Annotated in this window: 18 protein-coding genes; 13 read left to right on the top strand and 5 right to left on the bottom strand. The window is 58.2% G+C overall.

Annotated elements, in window-relative coordinates:
* Positions 1-44: 44 nt before the first annotated feature.
* The 3 genes from sixA (at position 45) to OKC40_RS03945 (ending at position 1,934) form a co-directional block, all read left to right on the top strand.
* Positions 45-512 (top strand): phosphohistidine phosphatase SixA, encoded by a 468-nt coding sequence (sixA, locus tag OKC40_RS03955; RefSeq protein ID WP_111808517.1) that lies wholly within the window; start codon positions 45-47, stop codon positions 510-512.
* 133 nt (positions 513-645) lie between these two features.
* On the top strand, positions 646-852 hold the full coding sequence (locus OKC40_RS03950; RefSeq protein WP_005336998.1) for a DUF1107 domain-containing protein: 207 nt from the start codon (positions 646-648) through the stop codon (positions 850-852).
* A 164-nt stretch (positions 853-1,016) separates the two neighbouring features.
* Positions 1,017-1,934 (top strand): DMT family transporter, encoded by a 918-nt coding sequence (locus OKC40_RS03945; RefSeq protein ID WP_182937618.1) that lies wholly within the window; start codon positions 1,017-1,019, stop codon positions 1,932-1,934.
* Positions 1,935-2,105: 171 nt separating this feature from the next.
* Here OKC40_RS03945 and OKC40_RS03940 read toward each other — a convergent pair whose 3' ends face one another.
* A complete protein-coding gene (locus tag OKC40_RS03940) occupies positions 2,106-2,591 on the bottom strand; it encodes a cell division inhibitor (RefSeq protein WP_270794157.1) in 486 nt (161 codons plus the stop codon).
* A 229-nt stretch (positions 2,592-2,820) separates the two neighbouring features.
* Here OKC40_RS03940 and OKC40_RS03935 point away from each other — a divergent pair, with 229 nt between their 5' ends.
* A complete protein-coding gene (locus OKC40_RS03935; RefSeq protein WP_042062288.1) occupies positions 2,821-3,018 on the top strand; it encodes a DUF4250 domain-containing protein in 198 nt (65 codons plus the stop codon).
* Positions 3,019-3,393: 375 nt separating this feature from the next.
* The gene (locus tag OKC40_RS03930) at positions 3,394-5,868 is read left to right on the top strand and encodes a glycogen/starch/alpha-glucan phosphorylase (protein WP_182937616.1); all 2,475 of its coding nucleotides are present in this window, start codon (positions 3,394-3,396) and stop codon (positions 5,866-5,868) included.
* A gap of 66 nt (positions 5,869-5,934) precedes the next feature.
* On the opposite strand, the gene OKC40_RS03925 is transcribed toward OKC40_RS03930, so the two are convergent.
* The gene (locus OKC40_RS03925) at positions 5,935-7,317 is read right to left on the bottom strand and encodes an SLC13 family permease (RefSeq protein WP_042063238.1); all 1,383 of its coding nucleotides are present in this window, start codon (positions 7,315-7,317) and stop codon (positions 5,935-5,937) included.
* 161 nt (positions 7,318-7,478) lie between these two features.
* Complete coding sequence (gene trxC, locus OKC40_RS03920; protein ID WP_270794155.1) at positions 7,479-7,913, bottom strand: thioredoxin TrxC; 435 nt, start codon at positions 7,911-7,913, stop codon at positions 7,479-7,481.
* 188 nt (positions 7,914-8,101) lie between these two features.
* Here trxC and OKC40_RS03915 point away from each other — a divergent pair, with 188 nt between their 5' ends.
* From OKC40_RS03915 to OKC40_RS03900, 4 genes are all read left to right on the top strand, one after another.
* Positions 8,102-10,906 (top strand): hybrid sensor histidine kinase/response regulator, encoded by a 2,805-nt coding sequence (locus OKC40_RS03915; protein ID WP_270794154.1) that lies wholly within the window; start codon positions 8,102-8,104, stop codon positions 10,904-10,906.
* Positions 10,907-11,074: 168 nt separating this feature from the next.
* Entirely contained in the window at positions 11,075-12,811 is a 1,737-nt protein-coding gene (locus OKC40_RS03910; RefSeq protein ID WP_270794152.1) for an ABC transporter transmembrane domain-containing protein, read from the top strand.
* On the top strand, positions 12,808-14,559 hold the full coding sequence (locus tag OKC40_RS03905; protein ID WP_270794151.1) for an ABC transporter transmembrane domain-containing protein: 1,752 nt from the start codon (positions 12,808-12,810) through the stop codon (positions 14,557-14,559). Before OKC40_RS03910 ends, OKC40_RS03905 begins: the two co-directional genes overlap by 4 nt.
* 166 nt (positions 14,560-14,725) lie before the next feature.
* The gene (locus OKC40_RS03900; protein WP_019446113.1) at positions 14,726-15,199 is read left to right on the top strand and encodes a DUF4442 domain-containing protein; all 474 of its coding nucleotides are present in this window, start codon (positions 14,726-14,728) and stop codon (positions 15,197-15,199) included.
* A 33-nt stretch (positions 15,200-15,232) separates the two neighbouring features.
* Here the strand turns inward: OKC40_RS03900 and ybcJ are convergent, their stop codons facing one another.
* Positions 15,233-15,466 carry a ribosome-associated protein YbcJ gene (ybcJ, locus tag OKC40_RS03895; RefSeq protein WP_005361116.1) on the bottom strand — a complete coding sequence of 78 codons (234 nt, stop codon included), beginning with the start codon at positions 15,464-15,466 and terminating at the stop codon, positions 15,233-15,235.
* 260 nt (positions 15,467-15,726) lie between these two features.
* On the opposite strand from ybcJ, the gene OKC40_RS03890 reads away from it, so the two are divergent.
* The 3 genes from OKC40_RS03890 to pdxY all read left to right on the top strand — a co-directional run bounded on the left by OKC40_RS03890 (position 15,727) and on the right by pdxY (position 18,187).
* Entirely contained in the window at positions 15,727-16,290 is a 564-nt protein-coding gene (locus OKC40_RS03890; RefSeq protein ID WP_005333596.1) for a VC2662 family protein, read from the top strand.
* Between the two features lie 83 nt (positions 16,291-16,373).
* Positions 16,374-17,150 carry a DUF429 domain-containing protein gene (locus tag OKC40_RS03885; protein WP_270794150.1) on the top strand — a complete coding sequence of 259 codons (777 nt, stop codon included), beginning with the start codon at positions 16,374-16,376 and terminating at the stop codon, positions 17,148-17,150.
* 173 nt (positions 17,151-17,323) lie between these two features.
* Positions 17,324-18,187: a pyridoxal kinase PdxY gene (gene pdxY, locus OKC40_RS03880; RefSeq protein ID WP_042657930.1), complete on the top strand. Its 864-nt coding sequence runs from the start codon at positions 17,324-17,326 to the stop codon at positions 18,185-18,187.
* Between the two features lie 74 nt (positions 18,188-18,261).
* Here pdxY and OKC40_RS03875 read toward each other — a convergent pair whose 3' ends face one another.
* Entirely contained in the window at positions 18,262-18,654 is a 393-nt protein-coding gene (locus tag OKC40_RS03875) for an NUDIX hydrolase (protein WP_182937607.1), read from the bottom strand.
* Positions 18,655-18,992: 338 nt separating this feature from the next.
* Here OKC40_RS03875 and OKC40_RS03870 point away from each other — a divergent pair, with 338 nt between their 5' ends.
* Entirely contained in the window at positions 18,993-19,838 is an 846-nt protein-coding gene (locus tag OKC40_RS03870; protein ID WP_182937606.1) for a DUF5718 family protein, read from the top strand.
* Positions 19,839-19,941: the final 103 nt, after the last annotated feature.

The raw sequence follows: 19,941 nt of genomic DNA, 5'->3' as shown, positions 1-19,941 counted from the left end.
AAGATCCCCCGGCTATCAAAACAGGCCCGTTGGGCGAGGTTGTAATGAAGATCTATATCATGCGTCATGGCCAGGCTGGCATGAATGCGAAAACAGATGAACAGCGTCCATTGACCGAGCAGGGTATTGAAGAGTCTATCCAGATGGCCCGCTGGCTGGCGCCTCAGCTGATTGGCCCGCTGGATCGGGTGATCCACAGCAACTATCTGCGGGCACGCCAGACCTGGCAAGCCATATGCAGTGAATTACCTGACGCAGCAGCCGTTGAAGAGAGTGGCGACATTACCCCTTATGGTGATCCCGCTTTCGTGGCCAGCTACCTCACCACTCTGGCTGAGCAACATGACCAGATCCTGATGGTCAGCCATCTGCCGCTGGTGGGTTATCTGGTGCAAAGCCTCTGCCCGGCCGCAGGAGCACCCATGTTCGCCACCTCAGGCATCGCCTGTATCGAGTGGCACCATGGCAAAGGAGCCTTGCTCTGGCTCGAAGGGCCGCATACAATAGGCTAAAAGTTAATAAAAAGTTATAGATTGAATTTTTTGGGAAGAGATGGGCGAGTTTTCCGGATTTTTATAAATATTTTACGGAATTAATTCGCAGAAGCTGCTGTCATACGGATACAACTGCAAGAGGTTGCAAACGATGAGAGTGTTCAAGAAGTACCTGCCACTGATGGTGGCAAAGCATGTCAAAACCTTCTTTAAAGGTCGGATTTACATCCATGGTCGGGGGCGGTTTGATTTCCAATCCGGTTTGTTGCTGATGCCGAATCCGGCGGATATTCCCCACCGCCAGACAGTCACCGAGGTCAACGAGCTGATCTCCAGACTGCACATGGATGCCGCGTGATGCGCTTCTGAACGTGTTTCTGCACTGATATGCCCGCACTTTTGCGGGCATATTTGTTTCTGGCCACGGGCTTTCGCGCGATGCACGGCCAGCTCCGCACCTTTGTTTATCTCCCGTCGCCCCCTATACTGGCTCGCTGTTGTCTCTTCGGTCTGGATCGTCTCATGCCCCTTGCCTTTCTGTTTCCCTTCTCCTGCATTGCCATCTGGGCTGGCAATGGCATCGTCAGCAAACTGGCGGTCGGCGTGTTGTCCCCCGCGGCCTTGGCCTGGTCACGTTGGGTGGTGGCAGCGTTGGTATTAAGCCCGTTTCTGGTCCGTCGGGTATGGCGTGTACGCGCTCGTCTTCGTGCTGGTCTTTGGCAGATCGCCATGCTGGCGCTGCTGGGCATGGTGCTCAACCAGACTTTTGGTTACTACGCGGCGCAAACCATGGGGGCCACCGAGATGGGGTTGATGATGGGGCTGACGCCACTGTTGACGGTGTTGCTCAGCATCTGGCTGCTGCGCGAGCGGCCCACCTGGGGTGCCGTGCTGGGGGCGCTGCTCTCCATCTTTGGCTTGTCTATCTTGCTGGGGCAGGGGGATCCGACCCGGCTGTTTACCCAGGGTATTCATATCGGCTCGGTCTACATGCTGCTCTCGGCGGGCACTTATGCCCTCTACAGCGTGCTGCTCAAGAAGTGGGATCTGGGGCTCGACAACTGGTCGCTGCTCTACGGTCAGGTGCTCTGCAGCGTGGTGATCCTGACCCCCTTTTTTCTGCTGGTGGATGGTCAGCTGCCCGAGGGGCGGGCGCTCTGGCTGATCTTTTATGCGGGGATCCCCGCGTCGGCACTCTGTCCCTGGCTCTGGATGCAGGGGATCACCCTGCTCGGCGCCAACCGTACCGCCATCTTTATGAACCTGTTGCCGGTGATGACGGCTGGCCTTGCCATCACCCTGCTGGGCGAGCGGCTGACCAGCTATCACCTGATCGGGGGCGGTCTGACTCTGCTGGGTGTCTTGCTGGCACAGCTGCTGGTGCGTCCGGTGGTGGTAGGTCGCCGCCGGGTGACGATGGCGCCCTGTCCCGAAGAGTAAGCTTGCGCGAACGCGTAAGTTGGCCCAATGGCCCGCTGGTCGCCAATGAAAAAGCGCCTGCAGCAATGCAGGCGCTTTTTCATGTTGTTTGTTTTTTCAGGGATTTTACTGAGTAATGATGGCAATGGCTTTGTCGTTGCAGCCATGTCCAACAATGGGCCAAATTTTAACTTAGTGATTGAGATAGATATCCTGCTCTGCATAGGCCTGCAGCGGCGTGCTGGGGTTAGCGCGTTTCGCGCCAAAGAAGCGGGTCAGTACACCGGATTGTTGCCCCAGACGCTGCAGCTTGACGTGATCCAGCTCGATCTGCTCGGGTAGCCAGGTAAACACAGCGGCGCAGTGACCATTGCCCAGGCTGCGTTCCAGGGTTTGCTGCCAGTTCTTGATTTTGGGGCTGTGCACTACCAGCACTCTGTTGGGATCGATGCCTCGCTCTTCCAGGTGGCTTGCTGTGGGGCGTCCCGGCGGGGCGATCAACAAGATCCAGCCGGTATGAGAGTCACCTAACTTGCTCAGCTCGCTGAGAAACTGATCCTCAGCCTGGATAGTCACACCATAATGAGCCGACTCTGCCTTGCAGGCGGTTCTGGTTGGCCAGGGGTTGCTCATGGCACGATTCATCGCAAAGGGCAGTGAGTGCAGGGGCTGGTTCATATACGGTTTCCTGTATGAATATCCAAGCTGTATGCGCATACAGTAGTTCTATCCTGAGGCAGTGACAAGGTGTTTTTGCTGAAAAATGTGATGGTGTTGGCATGAGCCATTAATAACATCATGTTTTTAAACGTTATTTAATATAAAACTGGCTGGGTGTTTTTCGTACTATGGACAAACCTTGTGTAACCGCCCATGGTTATACAGGTCATTTAAAGGAGGTGCCGCCATGGATATCAGTACCTTGCAGCGTCTGGATGCCAACATCTTGTTGGGCATCATCAATGAGAAGCTAAGGCTTGAGTGTGACGGGCTGGAGGAGTTGCTGGCCTATTACGATATGAGTGAAGAGCAGTTGGCAGGGCGTCTGGATCAGATTGGGTACCATTACGATCCATTGAGCAATCAGTTCAAGGCACATCGCTGAGGGTGCAATGATTGCTTCATATTTATACTGTAATTTTTCAGGCGCATTGAAACCGGTTTCAATGCGCCGTCTTGTTGCCTATTTTCAGGGATTTTCAAGGCTTGGCAATCTCTGAAAACCTATTCATATCATAATATTTTCATTTGTCTGTTAAGGTGTTGATAATAAAGGGGATATTTGTTTTTCTGTAATCAGTTAAAGGAAAGGGTTTTCAAGCTTTCAAGGCTGTTTTTATCGGTTAAAGTGTGACTTGTGTTAACTTTTAATTCTGCCGCTTTAGTTAGTATTCTCACGCCGGTACATATTTTGAGATAACAACAGCGCCGGTCCCGCAAGCGGGATAACAATTTTATTTGTAACGAAGGAATATGGTTTATGGCTACCAAGAAGAAGACAGACCAGGATCTCCAACTGGATAAAGATCAGCTCAAGGCGAGTATCGTGCGTCACCTGCGTTCTACCTTGGGAACAAGCGAACAGAAAGCCTCTCCCGAAGCGTGGTGGAAAGCCACTGCGGCGGCCGTCAATGAACAGGTGTACGAGCGCCTGACCCGCACTCAGCAGACTCATTTCAAGAAAGATACTCGTGCGATTCACTATCTCTCTGCTGAATTCCTGATGGGACGATTGACCTCCAACAACCTGCACAACCTCTCCCTCTACAAGACTTGCGAAGAGGCGCTTGGCGAACTCGGTCTGGAACTGACCGACCTGTGCGAACAAGAGCCCGACATGGCACTCGGCAACGGCGGCCTGGGTCGTCTGGCTGCCTGCTTTATCGACTCGCTAGCCACCCTGAACTATCCGGCGGTTGGTTACGGTATCCACTACGAACATGGTCTGTTCCGTCAGGAGATCCAGGATGGCCGCCAGATCGAGCGCCCGGACTCCTGGCGTGAATATGGCAACCCCTGGGAGATCTGCCGTCCCGAGTCGGTGCAAGAAGTGCCGCTCTACGGCTACGTCGAGACTGTGTTTGGTGACAATGGTGGCCTGAAGAAGGTATGGCACGCCGGTCGCAAGATCAAAGGGGTGCCTTGGGATATTCCGGTGGTCGGTTTTGGTGGCCACACCGTCAACATCCTGCGTCTGTGGGAATCCCGTGCCTCCGAGTTTTTCGATTGGGACGTGTTCAACGCCGGTGGTTACATCGACTCCCAGGCTGAAAAAGCCCAGGCCGAGACCATCTCCAAGGTGCTCTATCCGAACGATGAGACCGATGCAGGTAAAGAGCTGCGGCTGATCCAGCAGTACTTCTTCTGTGCTTGCTCCATCAAGGACATCATGCGCCGCTACAAGCGGGTCCATGGTGCCGATTTCAGCAACTTTGCCGCGCAAATTGCCATTCAGCTCAACGATACTCACCCGACTGTCGCCATCCCCGAATTGATGCGGGTGTTGGTGGACGAGGAAGATCTGAACTGGGATGCCGCCTGGGCCATCTGCTATCACGTCTTCTCCTACACCAACCACACCCTGCTGCCGGAAGCGCTGGAGAAGTGGTCGGTCAGTCTGTTCGAGAAAGTGCTGCCTCGCCATCTGGAAGTGATTTACGAGATCAACGCCCGCTTCCTGAGCGAGCTGGTCGAGCCCAAGTGGCCGGGCAACGATGCCATCAAGGCCAAGCTCTCCATCATCGAAGAGGGAGATGTACGCAAGGTTCGCATGGGTAATCTGTGCGTGATCGGTTCGTCCAAAGTGAACGGTGTGGCGGAAATCCACTCCAAGCTGGTGAAGGAAGATCTCTTCCCCGAGTATGCCGAGCTGTGGCCGGAAAAAATGTGCAACGTGACCAACGGGGTGACTCCGCGTCGCTGGCTGCTGGCCTGCAACCCCGAGTTGGCTGGCCTCTACAACGAAGTGGTGGGCAAGGAGTGGCCGTTGCAACTGGACAAACTGCGTGGCGTGGTGAAATTTGCCGACGACAAGGCGTTCCAGCAGCAGTTCATGACCATCAAGCGTCACAACAAAGAGAAGCTGGTCAAGGTCATCAAGGACGAAACCGGTATCGATGTCAGTGCCGAGGCGATCTTTGACGTTCAGATCAAGCGTCTACACGAGTACAAGCGTCAGCAGCTGAACCTCATTCACATCATGGCGCTCTATCGTCGTCTGCTGGCCAACCCGGACTATGACATGCATCCGCGCGTGTTCATCTTCGGCTCCAAAGCGGCGCCCGGTTACAAGCTGGCTAAAGACATCATCTACGCCATCAACAAGCTGGCGGATCGGGTCAATAACGACGCCCGTATCCAGGGCAAGCTGAAAGTGGTGTTCATGCCGAACTACCGCGTGAGCCTGGCTGAGAAGCTGATCCCGGCGGCCGATGTATCCGAGCAGATCTCCACTGCAGGTTACGAAGCATCAGGTACCGGCAACATGAAGATGGCGCTCAACGGTGCGATCACCATCGGGACGCTGGATGGCGCCAATATCGAGATCGCTGAAGAGGCGGGTGCCGAAAACTGTGCCATCTTCGGTCTGAACGTGGACGAAGTGAAGTCGCTGAAGGCGCGCGGTTACAACCCGTACGACTTCTACTATGCCAACTCCGAGCTCAAAGCCGTGCTGGACTGGTTTGATACCGACTACTTCACTCCGGGTCGTCCGGGTGAGCTGGCCTCTATCAAGCGCTCCTTGCTGGAAGGGGGAGACCCTTACCTGACTTTGGCGGACTTCCAGTCCTACTCGGATGCACACAAGCTGATTGATACCTGGTATCGGGATCCGGCGCTGTGGGCGAAGAAGGCCATCATCAACTCGGCCACCATGGGCAAGTTCAACTCCGACCGCTCCATTCAGGACTATGTGGATCGGATCTGGGCGCTGAAGCCCTGCAACATCGGCTAATCAGATGCAGAAATGAAAAAACCCCCGCAAAAATGCGGGGGTTTTTATTTATCGGGGGGAGATGGATCAGAGGATATCGCCAACGAAGTAGGCCAGCAGGGCGAGCAACACGGTGAAGACCACGTTGAGGGCCATACCGGCTTTCATCATCTCCTTCTGGCGGATATGGCCGCTGGCAAAGACGATGGCATTGGGTGGGGTGGCGACCGGCAGCATAAAGGCGCAGGAGGCACCGATAGCGATCAACACCGCCATCACGATGGGGGAGACACCCAGCGCCTCTGCCACACCGGCGAACAGCGGGATCAGCAGGGCGGCGGTGGCGGTGTTGGAGACCAGCTCGGTCAAAAACACCACGAACGCTGCCAGCATCAACAGGATCACGAAGATATTGGCGTGGGAGAGCACGGCCGACAGATGGCTGGCCAGGAAGGCGCTGGTACCGGTGGCTTTGAGAATGGCACTCAGGGTCAGACCGCCGCCAAACAGCATCAACACGCCCCAGTCGGTGTTCTGGTTGACATCATCCCAACTGGCAACGCGGCTGACCACGATGGCCACAATGGCGCCCATGGCAATCAGAGTGTCGAGTTGCGGGATGCCGCCAAAGGCGTTGGAGATAGGCTGTGAGCCGATCCACAGCACAACGGTGGTCAGGAAGATTGCCAGCGTCACTTTACGTTCGCGGGTCCAGTTGATGGTGACATCCTGGATCTCGACGCGATGGTTGAGCTGTGGCCGGGTCACCAGATAGAGCAGGGCAATGCCGCAGGGCATCAGGATCAGCACCACCGGAATACCGAACTTCATCCAGTCGGTGAAGCCGATCCCCATCTGGGCGGCAGCGATGGCGTTGGGTGGGCTGCCCACCAGGGTACCGATGCCGCCGATGCTGGCGCTATAGGCGATCCCCAGCAGTACGAACACGAAGGTAGTGCGATCTTTTTTGCTATCGAGGCGAGCCAGCATACCGATCGCCAGTGGCAGCATCATGGCGGTAGTGGCGGTGTTGCTAATCCACATCGACATGGCGGCTGTGATGGTAAAGAGCAGGATGATGCCCCAACCCAGATGGCCATTGGCCAGGTGCATCACCTTGCCTGCCATCAGGGTATCCAGTCCCTGCTTGGAGAGGGCGGCCGCGAGGGCGAAACCGCCAAAAAAGAGGAACAGGATCGGGTTGGCGAAGTCGGTGAGGGATTTGCTCATGTCAAACACCCCGAGCACGGTGGCCAGCAGGGGCACCAGCAGGGCGGTGATGGTGACGTGCAGAGCTTCGGTCAGCCAGAGAATGGCGATAAAGACCAGAATGCCCAGCCCCTTGTTGACCATGGGGTCAAACGGGAGCCAGGCGAGCATGGCACAAAGTAGCAGGACATCCAGGATGACAATCCCTGATTTGATGTCCAGCCAGCGAGATGGAGCAGAGGGTACAGCCGATGTGTGCATAATGTTCTCTCGGTTAATTTATGGTTGTTTTTGTGTTGCCGAGATTACATCCATTCACTTGTTTGAAACAGGCTCACATGTTGAAAATCAGCCTCGACTCACACAAGCATTGATAAAAATGAGGAAATTAACACATAAATAAAACATGTCAGAAATATAAATCAAACATCCATGAACTGCTCCAGCCACTGCTTGAACATGCTCTTGGGCAAGGAGCCATTTATCTGGTTCACCAGTTTGCCCTGTTTGAAGACCATCAAGGTGGGGATGCTGCGAATGGCGTAACGGGCGGCAATGGCGCTCTGCTGCTCGGTATCGACTTTGACAAAGCGCATTCTTGGTTTGAGCTCATGGGCAACATCATGAAATACCGGGGCAAACTGCTGGCAGGGGCCGCACCAGCTGGCCCAGAAATCGACCACGACCGGGATATCGGAGTTGATCAGGGTATCGAAGTTATCCGCCTTCCCGAGGCAAGGGGTCTGGCTAAACAGGGGGGCCTTGCAGTGCCCGCACTTGGCGGATGTATCGATATGGGTAATGGGCAGACGGTTCCTGGTAAAGCAGTGGCTACAATAAGTAGTGACAAATGACATAATTGGTTCCTTCTCGATCTGCGCTGGCCGGAGATATGATGAGGGGCCAGAATGACGCAATAGCGAAACAACAGCGAAATATCAGAGCAATAACGGTAACACAGTGACCGGCGGGAGTGGATAATTCCCCCCAAGGTTGATTGCCCAACCGGATAATTCAGCGACCACAAGATGAGAGTCGAGACGGGATGAAAAAAGGATCACGGAAAAACCGTGCTGTGCCGGGGCTGATCGTTGCCCTGCTGCTCGCCTTTTCGGGCTACTGCTGGCAGTCGCTCGGTCAGCAGCAACAGGCCCACGACCTGAACGAAGCGGCCGAGGTGCTGCTGAACCGGATCAACGCCGATACCGTCTATCTGCTCGGGCGGGAGCAGGCCAATGACAGCAATGTCCAGCAGCGTCTGAACCAGTTATCCATCACCCTTGACGGTTTTGTGCGCAAGGTACGCAGCGATCCCGAGCTGGCGCAAGACGAGTTGTCTCAGGCGCTGCTTGAGGATATGGATACCTATCTGATGGCGCTTGCCAGCCTCCATGCCATGGAGATGGCCATCGAATATATCAATGCGCCCCTGCAGGCCCAGATTAAAAAGGTGCGCGAGATCAGCCCGTCAGACAGTGCGCTGCACCGCGATGTAGAGGAGCTGGCGCAGCTGAGCAACTATCTGCAGCGCAGTTGGGACAAACGTGAGCAGACTACGCTGGCCCAGTTGCAGCAGCAGATGGTATCCCGTTACGGCCACCTGCCGGAAATTGCTACCCTGATCCGCCTGAGCAAGGACATGAGCCAACAGGTGGTCGCCTATCACGCTTTGCGTTACCAGCTGATCGATATGCATGTGATCGAGAGCCTGGTGCGCTGGAAAATCGACAAGCTGGAGCGCGCCTCCTCGCTGATGAACCGCTTCTATTTGATGGCGCTGTGCGGGGCCTTGATCTGCTTCGCGTTGGTGGCCTTCACCCTGTGGCGCCGCAATCAGAAGCTGAGCGAATTGTCGCGCCAGACCGGCTTGCTGGCCCAGGCCAAGAGCGATTTTCTGGCCAACATGAGCCACGAGATCCGCACCCCCATGAACGCCATCATCGGCTTCAGCTCGCTGGCACTGCAGACCGAGCTGGATCAGCAACAACGGGACTATCTGGGCAAGATCAAATCCTCATCCGATACCTTGCTGCTGCTGATCAACGACATCCTCGATTTGACCAAGGTGGAGTCCGGCAAGCTGACGCTGGAGGAGATCGACTTCGATCTCAGCGAGCAGCTCGATTCGCTGGCGGGGATGTTTGCCGATCTGGCGGAGCGCAAACATGTGGAGGTGATTATTCGCAAGTCACCTGAGGTGCCGGTCTTCTTGCGCGGGGATCCCCTGCGACTGGGGCAGGTGCTGGTCAATCTGGTGAACAACGCCATCAAGTTTACCGAGCGCGGTGAAGTCGAAGTTTCCATCGAGCTGGCCAATCCCCATCCAATGCGGATCCGCTTCAGCGTGCGCGATACCGGCATCGGCATTGCCGAAGAGAAGCAGAGCCAGCTGTTTCAGGCCTTTACCCAACTGGAGGCGGGTAATACCCGCAAATATGGCGGCTCGGGTCTGGGTCTCAATATCTCCCAGCGGCTGGTGGAACTGATGGGGGGGAGGATCATTGTCCAGAGCAAGCCCGGTGTGGGCTCCCTGTTCCAGTTCGATATCCCGATGGCGCAGGCGGTCTACGGCGTGGCAGGACGGAAGGTCTTCTTCGAAAACCAGCCGCTGGTGATGGTGATGGATGACAACGAGCTGGTGCTGGATCTGGCCCGGGACATTCTGACTCGCGCGGGCGTGCGGGTGCTGCCGGTCAACTCCCTGTCGCGTGCCCGCCAGCAGCTCCGTGAAGAGGGGCCAAATTTGCGGCTGGCGATCCTCGACTGGCGCATGGGTCAGGAGGATGGGCTCGATCTCGCGCTGGAGATGTATCAGCACAGCCAGTGGCGGCGGATCCCCATCCTGATGATCAGCGCCTGGGCCAGAGAGGGGTTGCACGCCCGGATGGACAGCATGGGGCTGACCCATTTTCTGCCCAAGCCGATGACCGAGAACGCGCTGCTGGCCAAGGTGGATGAGTTGCTCAACGGCAGCTCCTATGAACTCAACCTGCGCAAGGCCGAGGCGCAGGGGGATCAGCAACACTTCAAATCCCTGCTGCAGGGTACCCGAGTGCTGCTGGCGGAAGACAACCGGGTCAATCAGCAGCTGATCATCGAGTATCTGCGGCGGGTCGATGCGGTGGTGTGCGTGGTCAGTAATGGTCGGGAGGCGGTGGAGCGGGTCGCCGAGCAGCCTTTTGACGTGATCCTGATGGATTTGCAGATGCCGGTGCTGGACGGGCTCGATGCTACCCGCCAGATCCGCAAGATGGTCGACAAGCACGATGTGCCCATCATTGCCCTCACCGCCAGCGCCATGCCCGGTGACAAGGATCGCTGTCTGGGAGTGGGGATGAATGGCTATGTGACCAAGCCGGTGAGCAAGCTGGATCTCTACAACAACCTGCTGCATTGGGTGAAGCCGCAAGGGGTTGAGCAGGCGGGGATCATGGAGGTGAAACCGCCGGATATGATGGGGATCCTCGATCTGCAGGATGCTCTCAAGCGGCTGGAGCAGGACAAGGAAGCGCTGCAGATCCTGTTCAAGCTGTTCATGTCGGAGCACAAGGACGATCTGTGGGAGATCCGCTCCGCCCTGCGCCGCCAGCAACCCGAGGTGGCCAGCAAGCTGCTGCACACCCTCAAGGGGGTATCGGCCAATATCTCGGCGGCCCGCCTGCAGCTGGTGGCTGGCGAGCTGGAGTGGCGCCTGCGGCAAAACGAGGTGCTGAGCGAGACGGATCTGGAGCAGTTGCAACAGGTGTTCAGCCAGACCCGGGAAGAGGTGTCACACTTCTTGTTGACCGGTGAGCAGCATGAAAATTCGTATAATCCCTATTCGTTAGGGGATGATCGCATGTCACAGTGAATTAAATAGTAATTATTCTCAACCATTCCTGTTCGGGATATGATGAGCTTTCGTTCGAATCGCCTCCAGCCGGAGGCGATTGTTTTCATTCTTCTATTGTTCTGTGTGATCTGTCAGATACCTGCTCCAGGGAGCGGTCACGGGCAGACAGCGCTAAAGGTTGGTGGTGTGAGCGTATTTCTACGATTGAGCTGGTTTTTCAAGGAGCAGTGGCCCCGCTATCTGGCCGCCATCGCCCTGCTGCTGATGGTGGCCCTGTTGACCGTTATTCCGCCCAAAGTGGTGGGCTGGGTGGTGGATGGCATCGCCAAGGGCGGTCTCGACAATGGCACCCTGATGCGCTATTTGGCGGGGCTGTTCGGGCTCGGCGTGCTCATCTATCTGCTGCGCTACGTATGGCGGGTGATGTTGTTTGGCGCCTCTTACCGGCTGGCCTATGTCCTGCGCAATCGTCTGTTCAGCCATTTCACCCGGATGAGCCCTGATTTTTATCAGCGTCACCGTACCGGCGATCTGATGGCCCATGCCACCAACGACATTCAGGCGGTGGAGATGACCGCTGGCGAAGGGGTGCTGACGCTGGTGGACTCCATCATGGTCGGGGTATTGGTGCTCTCCATCATGTGCAGCCAGTACTCCTGGCAGTTGACGCTGGTCTCCTTGCTGCCGCTGCCGGTGATGGCCTATTTCATGAACCGCTTCGGTACCCAGATCTACACCCAGTTCAAGGCGGCGCAAGGGGCCTTCTCCAGGCTCAACAACAAGACCCAGGAGGCCCTTTCCGGCGTGCGGGTGTTGAAATCCTATGCGGTCGAATCACTGGAAGATGAGGGCTTTGCCGAGCTGACCAGACAGGCGGGGGAGCGCAATATGGCGGTGGCCCGCATCGATGCCAAGTTCGATCCGGTCATCTACCTCTGCATCGGTTGCTCCTACTTCCTCGCGGTGGCGGGGGGCAGCGTGCTGGTGCTGCGTGATGAGCTGACCCTGGGTGAGCTCACCAGCTTCACCATGTACCTCGGCCAGCTCATTTGGCCGATGTTTGCCATCGCCTGGCTGTTCAACATCATCGAGCGGGGTAGCGCCGCCTACTCCCGTATCGAGAGCCTGCTTGGGGAGCGCAGCGATATCGAAGAGCCCGCCCAACCAGCGGCGTTTACCTCTGCGTTTCCGCTGCAGATCAAAGGGGTGAGCTATCGACTTGAGCAGCGCACCCTGCTTGCGGATATCGACGTTACCCTAAAGCAAGGGGGGATGCTCGGGGTGGTGGGACGCACCGGGGCAGGCAAGAGCTCACTGCTCAAGTTGTTGATGCGCCTTGCCAATCCGACTGACGGTTCGATTGCCATGGGGGGCGTACCGATTGAGCAGCTGCCGCTCGGTACTCTGCGCAGCCAGTTTGCCTATGTGCCGCAGGAGCCATTCCTGTTTTCTACCACCATCGCCGCCAATATTGCGCTCGGCAAACCCGATGCGAGCCGCGAGGAGGTCGAACGGGTGGCACGCATTGCCTGTGTACACGATGATATCGTGCGTTTCCCCAAGGGTTATGAGACCGAGGTCGGGGAGAAGGGAGTGACCCTCTCCGGTGGCCAGAAACAGCGGCTGGCCATTGCCCGCGCCTTGCTGCTGGAGGCGCCCATTCTGGTGCTCGATGATGCGCTCTCGGCGGTGGATGCCCACACCGAGCAGCAAATTCTGCACGCCCTCAAGGCCCATCGTCGCACCCTGATCCTGGTCAGCCATCGCATGACGGCGGTTGAGCAGGCCGACGAGATCCTGGTGCTGGAGCAGGGGGCCGTCAGCGAACGGGGTCATCACGGTGCCCTGATGGCGCACAATGGCTGGTACGCCGACATGGTGCGTTACCAGCGTCTCGAAGAAGCCGTGGAGGAGAGCCTGTGAATCCGACCATTAAACGACTGCTCGCCTACTGCGCCCGCTATCCTCGCTGGCTGATTCAGGCGGGGATTTGCCTGCTGCTCGCCACCGGCGCTGAAGTAGCCGGGCCGCTGCTGATCAAGCTCTTTATCGATGACTATCTGGCGCCTCGCAATATCGTGCTGCCCACCATAGCCCTGATTGCAGCGGGCTATCTGGGCTTGCAGGTGCTGTCGGCGGCGGGTTTCTATTTGCAATCCTTGCGCTTCAATCGCATCGCTCAGGCGGTGGTGCAAACCCTGCGCGAGCAGGTATTTGCTACCGCCATCCGTTTGCCGGCCCGCTACTTTGACAAGCATCGCTCCGGCTCGCTGATTTCCCGCATCACCAACGACACCGAGGCGATCATGAACCTCTATGTGCAGGTGATCGGCTTGCTGGTGCAAAAGGTGGTGCTGTTGTGCGGCATCCTCATCTCGATGGCGCTGCTGGATCTGCGGCTGATGCTGGTCTGCTCCCTGTTGCTGCCCGCCGTGGGTGGGGTGATGTGGCTCTACCAGAAACTGAGCGTGCCAGTGGTGCGAGCGACCCGCAGTCTGCTCTCCGACATCAACAGCCGCCTCAACGAGTCGCTGCAGGGGATGCCGGTTATTCAGGCTATGGTGCAGGAGCGCCACTTTGCCAACGCCTTTGCCGAGGTGAACCAGCAGCACTGGTCGGCACGGGTCAAGAGCCTCAAGATCAACGGCATTTTGCTGCGTCCGCTCATCGATCTCTTCTACATGATGGTGCTGATTGGTCTGTTGGCGCTGTTCGCCCACGAGGGGGTGAGCCACGCGGGTGCTATTCAGGTAGGGGTGCTCTACGCCTTTATCAGCTATCTGGGGCGGATGATCGAGCCGCTCATCGAGATGACCAACCAGCTCAACCAGCTGCAGCAGGCGATGGTGGCGGGGGAGCGTGTCTTTGCCCTGCTCGATGAAACCCGTGAGAGCACCGATGGCGAGATGATCCCGCTGGAAGGGAGGGTCAGTTTCGAGCGGGTGAGCTTCTCCTACGATGGTGAGCAACAGGTGCTGCGGGAGGTCAGTTTTTCCGCAAAACCGGGCCAGATGCTGGCGCTGGTGGGCCATACCGGCAGCGGCAAGTCCACCATCATCAGCTTGCTGATGGGCTTCTATCCGCTGGATCAGGGGCAGATCCGCTTCGATGATCACGCACTGGATACCCTGTCGCTGGCGGCGGTGCGCCGCAGCATCGGGCTGGTGCAGCAAGATCCCTTTATCTTCGTCGGCACCCTGGCGGAGAACCTGCGTCTCGGCCGCGCCGGAATAGACGAAGCGCGGCTCTGGCAGGCGTTGAGCGAGGTGCAGTTGGCCGACTTTGTGCGCAGCTTGCCACAGGGGATCAACACCCTGATGGAGGAGGGGGGCAAGAACCTCTCCGCCGGTCAGCGGCAACTGCTCTCCTTTGCCCGGGCGCTGGTGGGGGATCCGCGCATCCTCATTCTGGATGAAGCGACGGCCAGCGTGGACTCCCAGACCGAGTTGGCGCTGTCGCAGGCGATCTCTGCCGCCCGTCGTGGCCGCACCACTATCGCCATCGCCCACCGCCTCTCGACCATCGTCGATGCGGACGAGATCCTGCTGCTCTCCCGCGGTCAGGTGAGCGAGCGGGGTACCCATGGTGAGTTGATGGCCCTCGGCGGTCACTATGCCCAGCTGTTCGAGATGCAGAGTCAGGGGGCTTGGCTCGAAGAGAAGCGCGCCTGAGCGGCACATTTGCTGTAACGGCGACATGAACGAAAAGAGGGAACCGATGCGGTTCCCTCTGTTTTGTTGCGTTGGGCAAAGGTCGTAACCGTGATCCCTGTGCTTGTCGAATGGCGCAGATGCAGGCAACATGTCGTTTACATTAACTCATCGGATCAGTTCGCATATGGATTTGCAACGCTTCAAAGCCAATCTGGCGCTCCGGCTGTTTGCCTGGCGCTACATTCCCGTCATCGGGTTTTGTGCCCCGATCATCGAAGAGATGAATGCCAAGGCGCTGCGCATTCGCATTCCCCTTGGCTGGCGTACCCGCAACCATCTGGGCAGCATGTATTTTGGCGCGCTGGCGACCGGCGCCGATCTGGTAGGCGGTCTGCTGGTGATGGAGAAGGGGCGGCAGCGGCGCAAGAAGGTGCACTTCGCCTTCAAGGATGTGCAGGGGGAGTTTTTGAAACGCCCGGAGGGGGATGTGCAGTTCGACTGCGCAGCGGGGGAGGAGATTGACGCCATGATCGACGAATCGTTGGCAAGCGGTCAGCGCATCAATCGCCCCATCCAGGTGGTGGCCACCTGTCCGTCATTGAACGGGGATGAGGCGATGGCGCGTTTTGTGCTGACCCTGTCGATCAAGGCCAGCTAGCGGGTTGCCGGAGAGTGGCTCCCCAAGACGGGATTAGCCAATCTCCGGGCTGACGCCCTCTTTCACCACGACCTTCATGCCGTTGAAGTTGACCACCTGTTCGGCCACGATCTTGCAGCGCTTGCGAGTCTCGACCTGACCGTCCACCTCGACCAGCCCTTCGGCAACGAGGGCTTTGGCGGCGCCGCCACAATCGGCCCACCCCTGATGTTTGATAAGGTCACACAAGGCAACGAAGGGGTGACCTTCGAGCAGAAACGTCTCCATGGGAAATCCTCTAGATGGATGAATGCCGGATACAGCAGGGCGACTATTTTAGGCAGTTCGCTCAGGCAAAGAAAGGAAGAGGGGCCACTCGCTGCGAAAAAGTGGCCGATTGTCCTTAAGGTGACGCTTTCGCAAGACCTGATGGAGAGGTGAGAGGGCCACCCGTGACGTATCGTGACGCACCTCGTCCCGGCTGGTGTGCCCACATTAGCCCCTGACTGTTAGGATCGGGCCACTCTCAATGGCCCAAGGAACTTTCCATGACACTCTCCCGCCTGCTGCTGGCATGCAGCGCCCTGACTCTGTGCGGTGTCGCGCAGGCCAGTACTCCGGTGCAGGTCTCGCTGCCCGGGGTCAATTTGCCCGCGTCCCATCAGGTGGAAGGGGCGCGCGCCTCGCTGCTCTACGGTCGGACCGGTCAGGTGAAGGGCATTGATCTGCCGATCTTCGCCCTCTCCGATGTGGATCAGTTCAGCGGTCTGCAGCTCGGGATTTTCCTCGGTGCTGGTCGGGTGCGTCACCAGTTTGGCGGGGTCGCTATCAACGCCATCAACTGGCACGAAGGGCAGGATACCGGCGTCAATCTGGGGCTGGTCAACCTGACCAACAATGTACAGGGGCTTAACTGGGGGGCGGTCAATATCGCCAAGGGCAATGCGCTGGCCAACGTCGGCTTCGTCAACTATGCCGAGCGTACCACCTTCCAGATTGGCTTTATCAATGCGACCAAGCACCTCGATGGCTTGCAGATCGGGCTGGCCAACTATGCCGCCAACGGTGTTTTCCCCATTTTGCCACTGGTGAACTTCCAGAAATCGTTCTGAGTGGGCGGTTCGCTTTGCGTTAGGGGCCTCTGCTGATTACCCTGTGCCTCTTGCAACTTGTGACAGGCGAACAGAGGTAATTGATGACTGCAGGGCAGATGAGTGCAATCGGGATCGGCTGGGATGTGCGTGGTTGGCAGGGCAGTGCCCAGGCGGTGGCCGTGGTGGGCTGGCAGGCCGAATCCAACCGCCTGCACTGGCTCGGGGTGTCGCCGCTGTTTCGTCTGAGCTCGCGGGTGGCGCCGGATCTGGCCGCTCTGCTGCGTCCCGCCCTGCAAAATGAGCTGACCCAGGTGCAGGTAGAAGCCTGCCCGCAACTGGCGCTCGGTATCGATGCGCCGCTCGCTTTTCCCCGCGCCTTGCGGGATCTGCTCAACGGCCAGCCACATAGCTGTGCCGCTCCCGAGCGGGAGATAGACAACCCCTACGCCTATCGTGACTGCGAGCGCTGGTTGTATCAGCAGTACGGCAAGAAGCCGCTGTCGGCCACCTTCGACCGGCTTGGCAACAACGCCACCTTGGCGCTCTCCATGCTGCCGCGACTCTCGGATCTGCAACTGGTGCCGACCGTTGCCCCGAAGGCCAGTCATGCCGTGCTGGAGGTCTATCCGGCATTGGCCAAAATGGGCGGCAAGGCATCCCCTGCCAGACCCGAGCTGGCGGCCTTGCTGCCCGAGAATGTGCTGATCGGCACCGATCGCTATGATGCGGCGCTCTGCGCCCTGATGGCGCTGCAATATGCCGCTGGTGGCAAGGTGACGGTATTGCCAGAGCTGATTTCGCCACCCAGTGACATGCCGTGTGATGAGGGATGGGTCTATCACTTTGCCCGTCATGGCGTTGAGCACAACGGCATGTGATGACGGGGACGCGGCGCATCATGGCGCCGCTCATCCTGTCGATGCGGGCCAAATGGCGCAAAAAACCTGTCTTTAGTCAGGAAATTGCCTGTTCATCCCGCGCCAAGGTGGCGCATCGTTATCTTCATCCGATATATTGCCCACCTTGCTGATCCTTTGCTGTGGTATTCCCGATGAAATCCGTTCTCTCTATTCAGTCCCACGTGGTCTTTGGTTGTGCCGGCAACAGCGCGGCCGTCTTCCCCATGCGTCGCCTCGGCATGGATGTATGGCCCATCAACACGGTGCAGTTTTCCAACCACACCCAATATGCTCAGGGGTGGCAGGGGATGGCGATGCCGGCGGGTCATATCAGTGCGCTGGTGAAAGGATTGGGCAATATCGAGGCGTTGAGCGGCTGTGACGCCGTGCTGAGCGGCTACCTTGGCTCCGCCGAACAGGGAGACGAGATCCTGACCGTGGTCAACGCCGTCAAGGCGGCCAACCCCGATGCCATCTACTTCTGCGATCCGGTGATGGGTCATCCGGAGAAGGGGTGTATCGTCGCTCCCGGCGTCACCCGTTTCCTGACCGAGCAGGCGTTGCCGGTGGCCGACATGATGGCCCCCAACCTGCTGGAGCTGGAGACCCTCTGCGATACCCATCTGGCTGATCTGGATCAGACCCGCGCGGCTGCCCATCAGCTGCTGGCCCGCGGCGTCAAGCTGGTGCTGGTCAAGCATCTCGGTCGTGCTGCGCAGGACTCCAGCCGCTTCGAGATGCTGCTGGCCACCCCGCAAGGGGATTACCTGATTGCCCGTCCGCTTTATGACTTTGCCCGCCAGCCGGTAGGGGTTGGCGATCTTATCAGCGCCCTGATGCTGGCGAATTTGCTGGCCGGTCACGATGCGGTCAGCGCGTTCGAGCGCACCAACGCCTCGGTGGATGCGGTGCTACAAGAGACCTGGCGCCAACAGGCTTACGAACTGCAACTCATCGCCGCGCAAGATGCCTTCGCTTTGCCGGAAGTTCAGGCGCGAGCGGTGCAACTGCCCTGAGTTGTGCAACTTGTGATGCAAAGAGGTGAGCCATTGGCTCACCTCTTTTGTTTGTATCGCTCCCGGTTATGAGATTAGCGAATAAGCCCCTGCTCAACCAGCCAGGCAAACAGCAGGCGGGAGACGGGGGAGAGTTCATCGAGGTGACTGCTGTCGAGCCAGCGCAGCTCGGCAATTTCGGCCGAGGCGACCGGGGGGCCGCTCGCGTCGCCGGTGTAGCAGCGCAGTCGCACCTCGACCCCAGCTGGCTTACCATCTGCTTGGGCGCTGAACTCGCAGGCAAAGCGCAGGGTATCGGGCTGCAAGATGACGGCCAGCTCCTCCTCAATCTCGCGGATCAGCGCCGCCTCATCGCTCTCGCCCGGTTCCCGCTTGCCGCCGGGGATGTAGTAGATCGCCTTGCCGTGGGAGCGGGCGCAGAGCAGTTGCTGATCTTTAAAGGTGAGCCAGGCGAGTTTGTCGATCATCCGTTTTCTCTCCGATGGGGTTGCCGTGATGAGCCGGGGCGCACTCAAGCGCGCCGCTGTGTTGCATGCAGGCAGCCTAACAAAGATGAAGTTGAGTCCCAAGGGGAAAGAGGGGAGAGACCGGAAACGCACTGTTTCCAGCGCGGTGAGCGCTTAGCAGAAAGAGTGCGCAAGGACTGTCTCGCCACAGCCGCCTCATCCCTAAAAAAGCGGACTGGCGCACACCACGGCAGGGCCGGACTGGGCTAAGGCGGGGCCCTTGTGGTTTAATCTTGCCACTTTAGCGGTAGTGGGCGACGAGCCTGCTACCTTGCGTGGGCAAGATGCAGGTGAGCAAGATGCAAGTGACAGCAGAGAGCAAGTTTATCGGACTCGGGGTGGCGGGCAATTTCGCCGGTCATCTGGAGCAGGCGGGCGAAGCGTCGGACTTCGTGGCGGTCGTGGTGCGCGACACCACCGCGCCCAAGGCGCTGTTCCCCTTCTTCGTGCCGGGTCACCCGGGCCAGCTCGGGGTGTTCCCGTTGAGCGACAAGGCGATCTTCTTGCCGGAGGCGGCGGTCAGCGGTGACGAGAAGGTGCAGATCGAGCCGGAAGTGGCGCTCTGGTGCGAGCTGGAGTATGCCGGCAAGCAGGTGGTGGCGATTCATCCCCGTACCTTTGGCGCCTATAACGACTGCTCTATCCGTCGTCCCAACGCCAAGAAGATCAGCGAGAAGAAGAACTGGGGTGAAGAGAGCAAGGGGTTGGCGGCTAACTTGCTGCCGCTCTCCGGTTTTGCCGCCGGTTGCGAGCTTGATGACTATCGCATCGCCTGCTATCTGGAGCGCGATGGTGAGCTGCACGCCTACGGGGTAGACAGCGCAGCCATCGATTACAGCTACTTCCACGGTCAGCTGCTCGACTGGGCCATCGACAAGTTCAACCATCAGCAGGACGAGGGACCAGCGGAGCATATTCAAGGGCTGCTGGCGCAGGCGGGACATCCTCCCCATGCGCTGATAAGTATCGGTGCCACCCGCTATACCCCGTTTGGCGAGACCCACTTCCTCAAACCGGGCGACACTTCCTGCGTGGTGGTCTACCCGGGCAGCCGTTATAGCGAAGCGGATATCCGCGAAGCGATCCGCAGCCGCAACTTTGGCGCTGATATGTCGGTGCTGCTGCAGGCGGTGCTGGCACGCTAATCAACCACAGTCTGCCCTGCTCCAGCTGGGCAGACTGCTCAGGTTTGTTGCTGAAGGTTTGCTTGAATGGACGGTCAAATAGAGCGCTTGGTTTACGTTATCC

Source organism: Aeromonas sp. QDB11, assembly GCF_027705265.1.
In the GTDB taxonomy this organism is placed as follows: Bacteria; Pseudomonadota; Gammaproteobacteria; order Enterobacterales; family Aeromonadaceae; genus Aeromonas; species Aeromonas allosaccharophila.
Note: the sequence above shows the minus strand (reverse complement) of the source record. Positions and strands in the feature narration are given on the sequence as shown.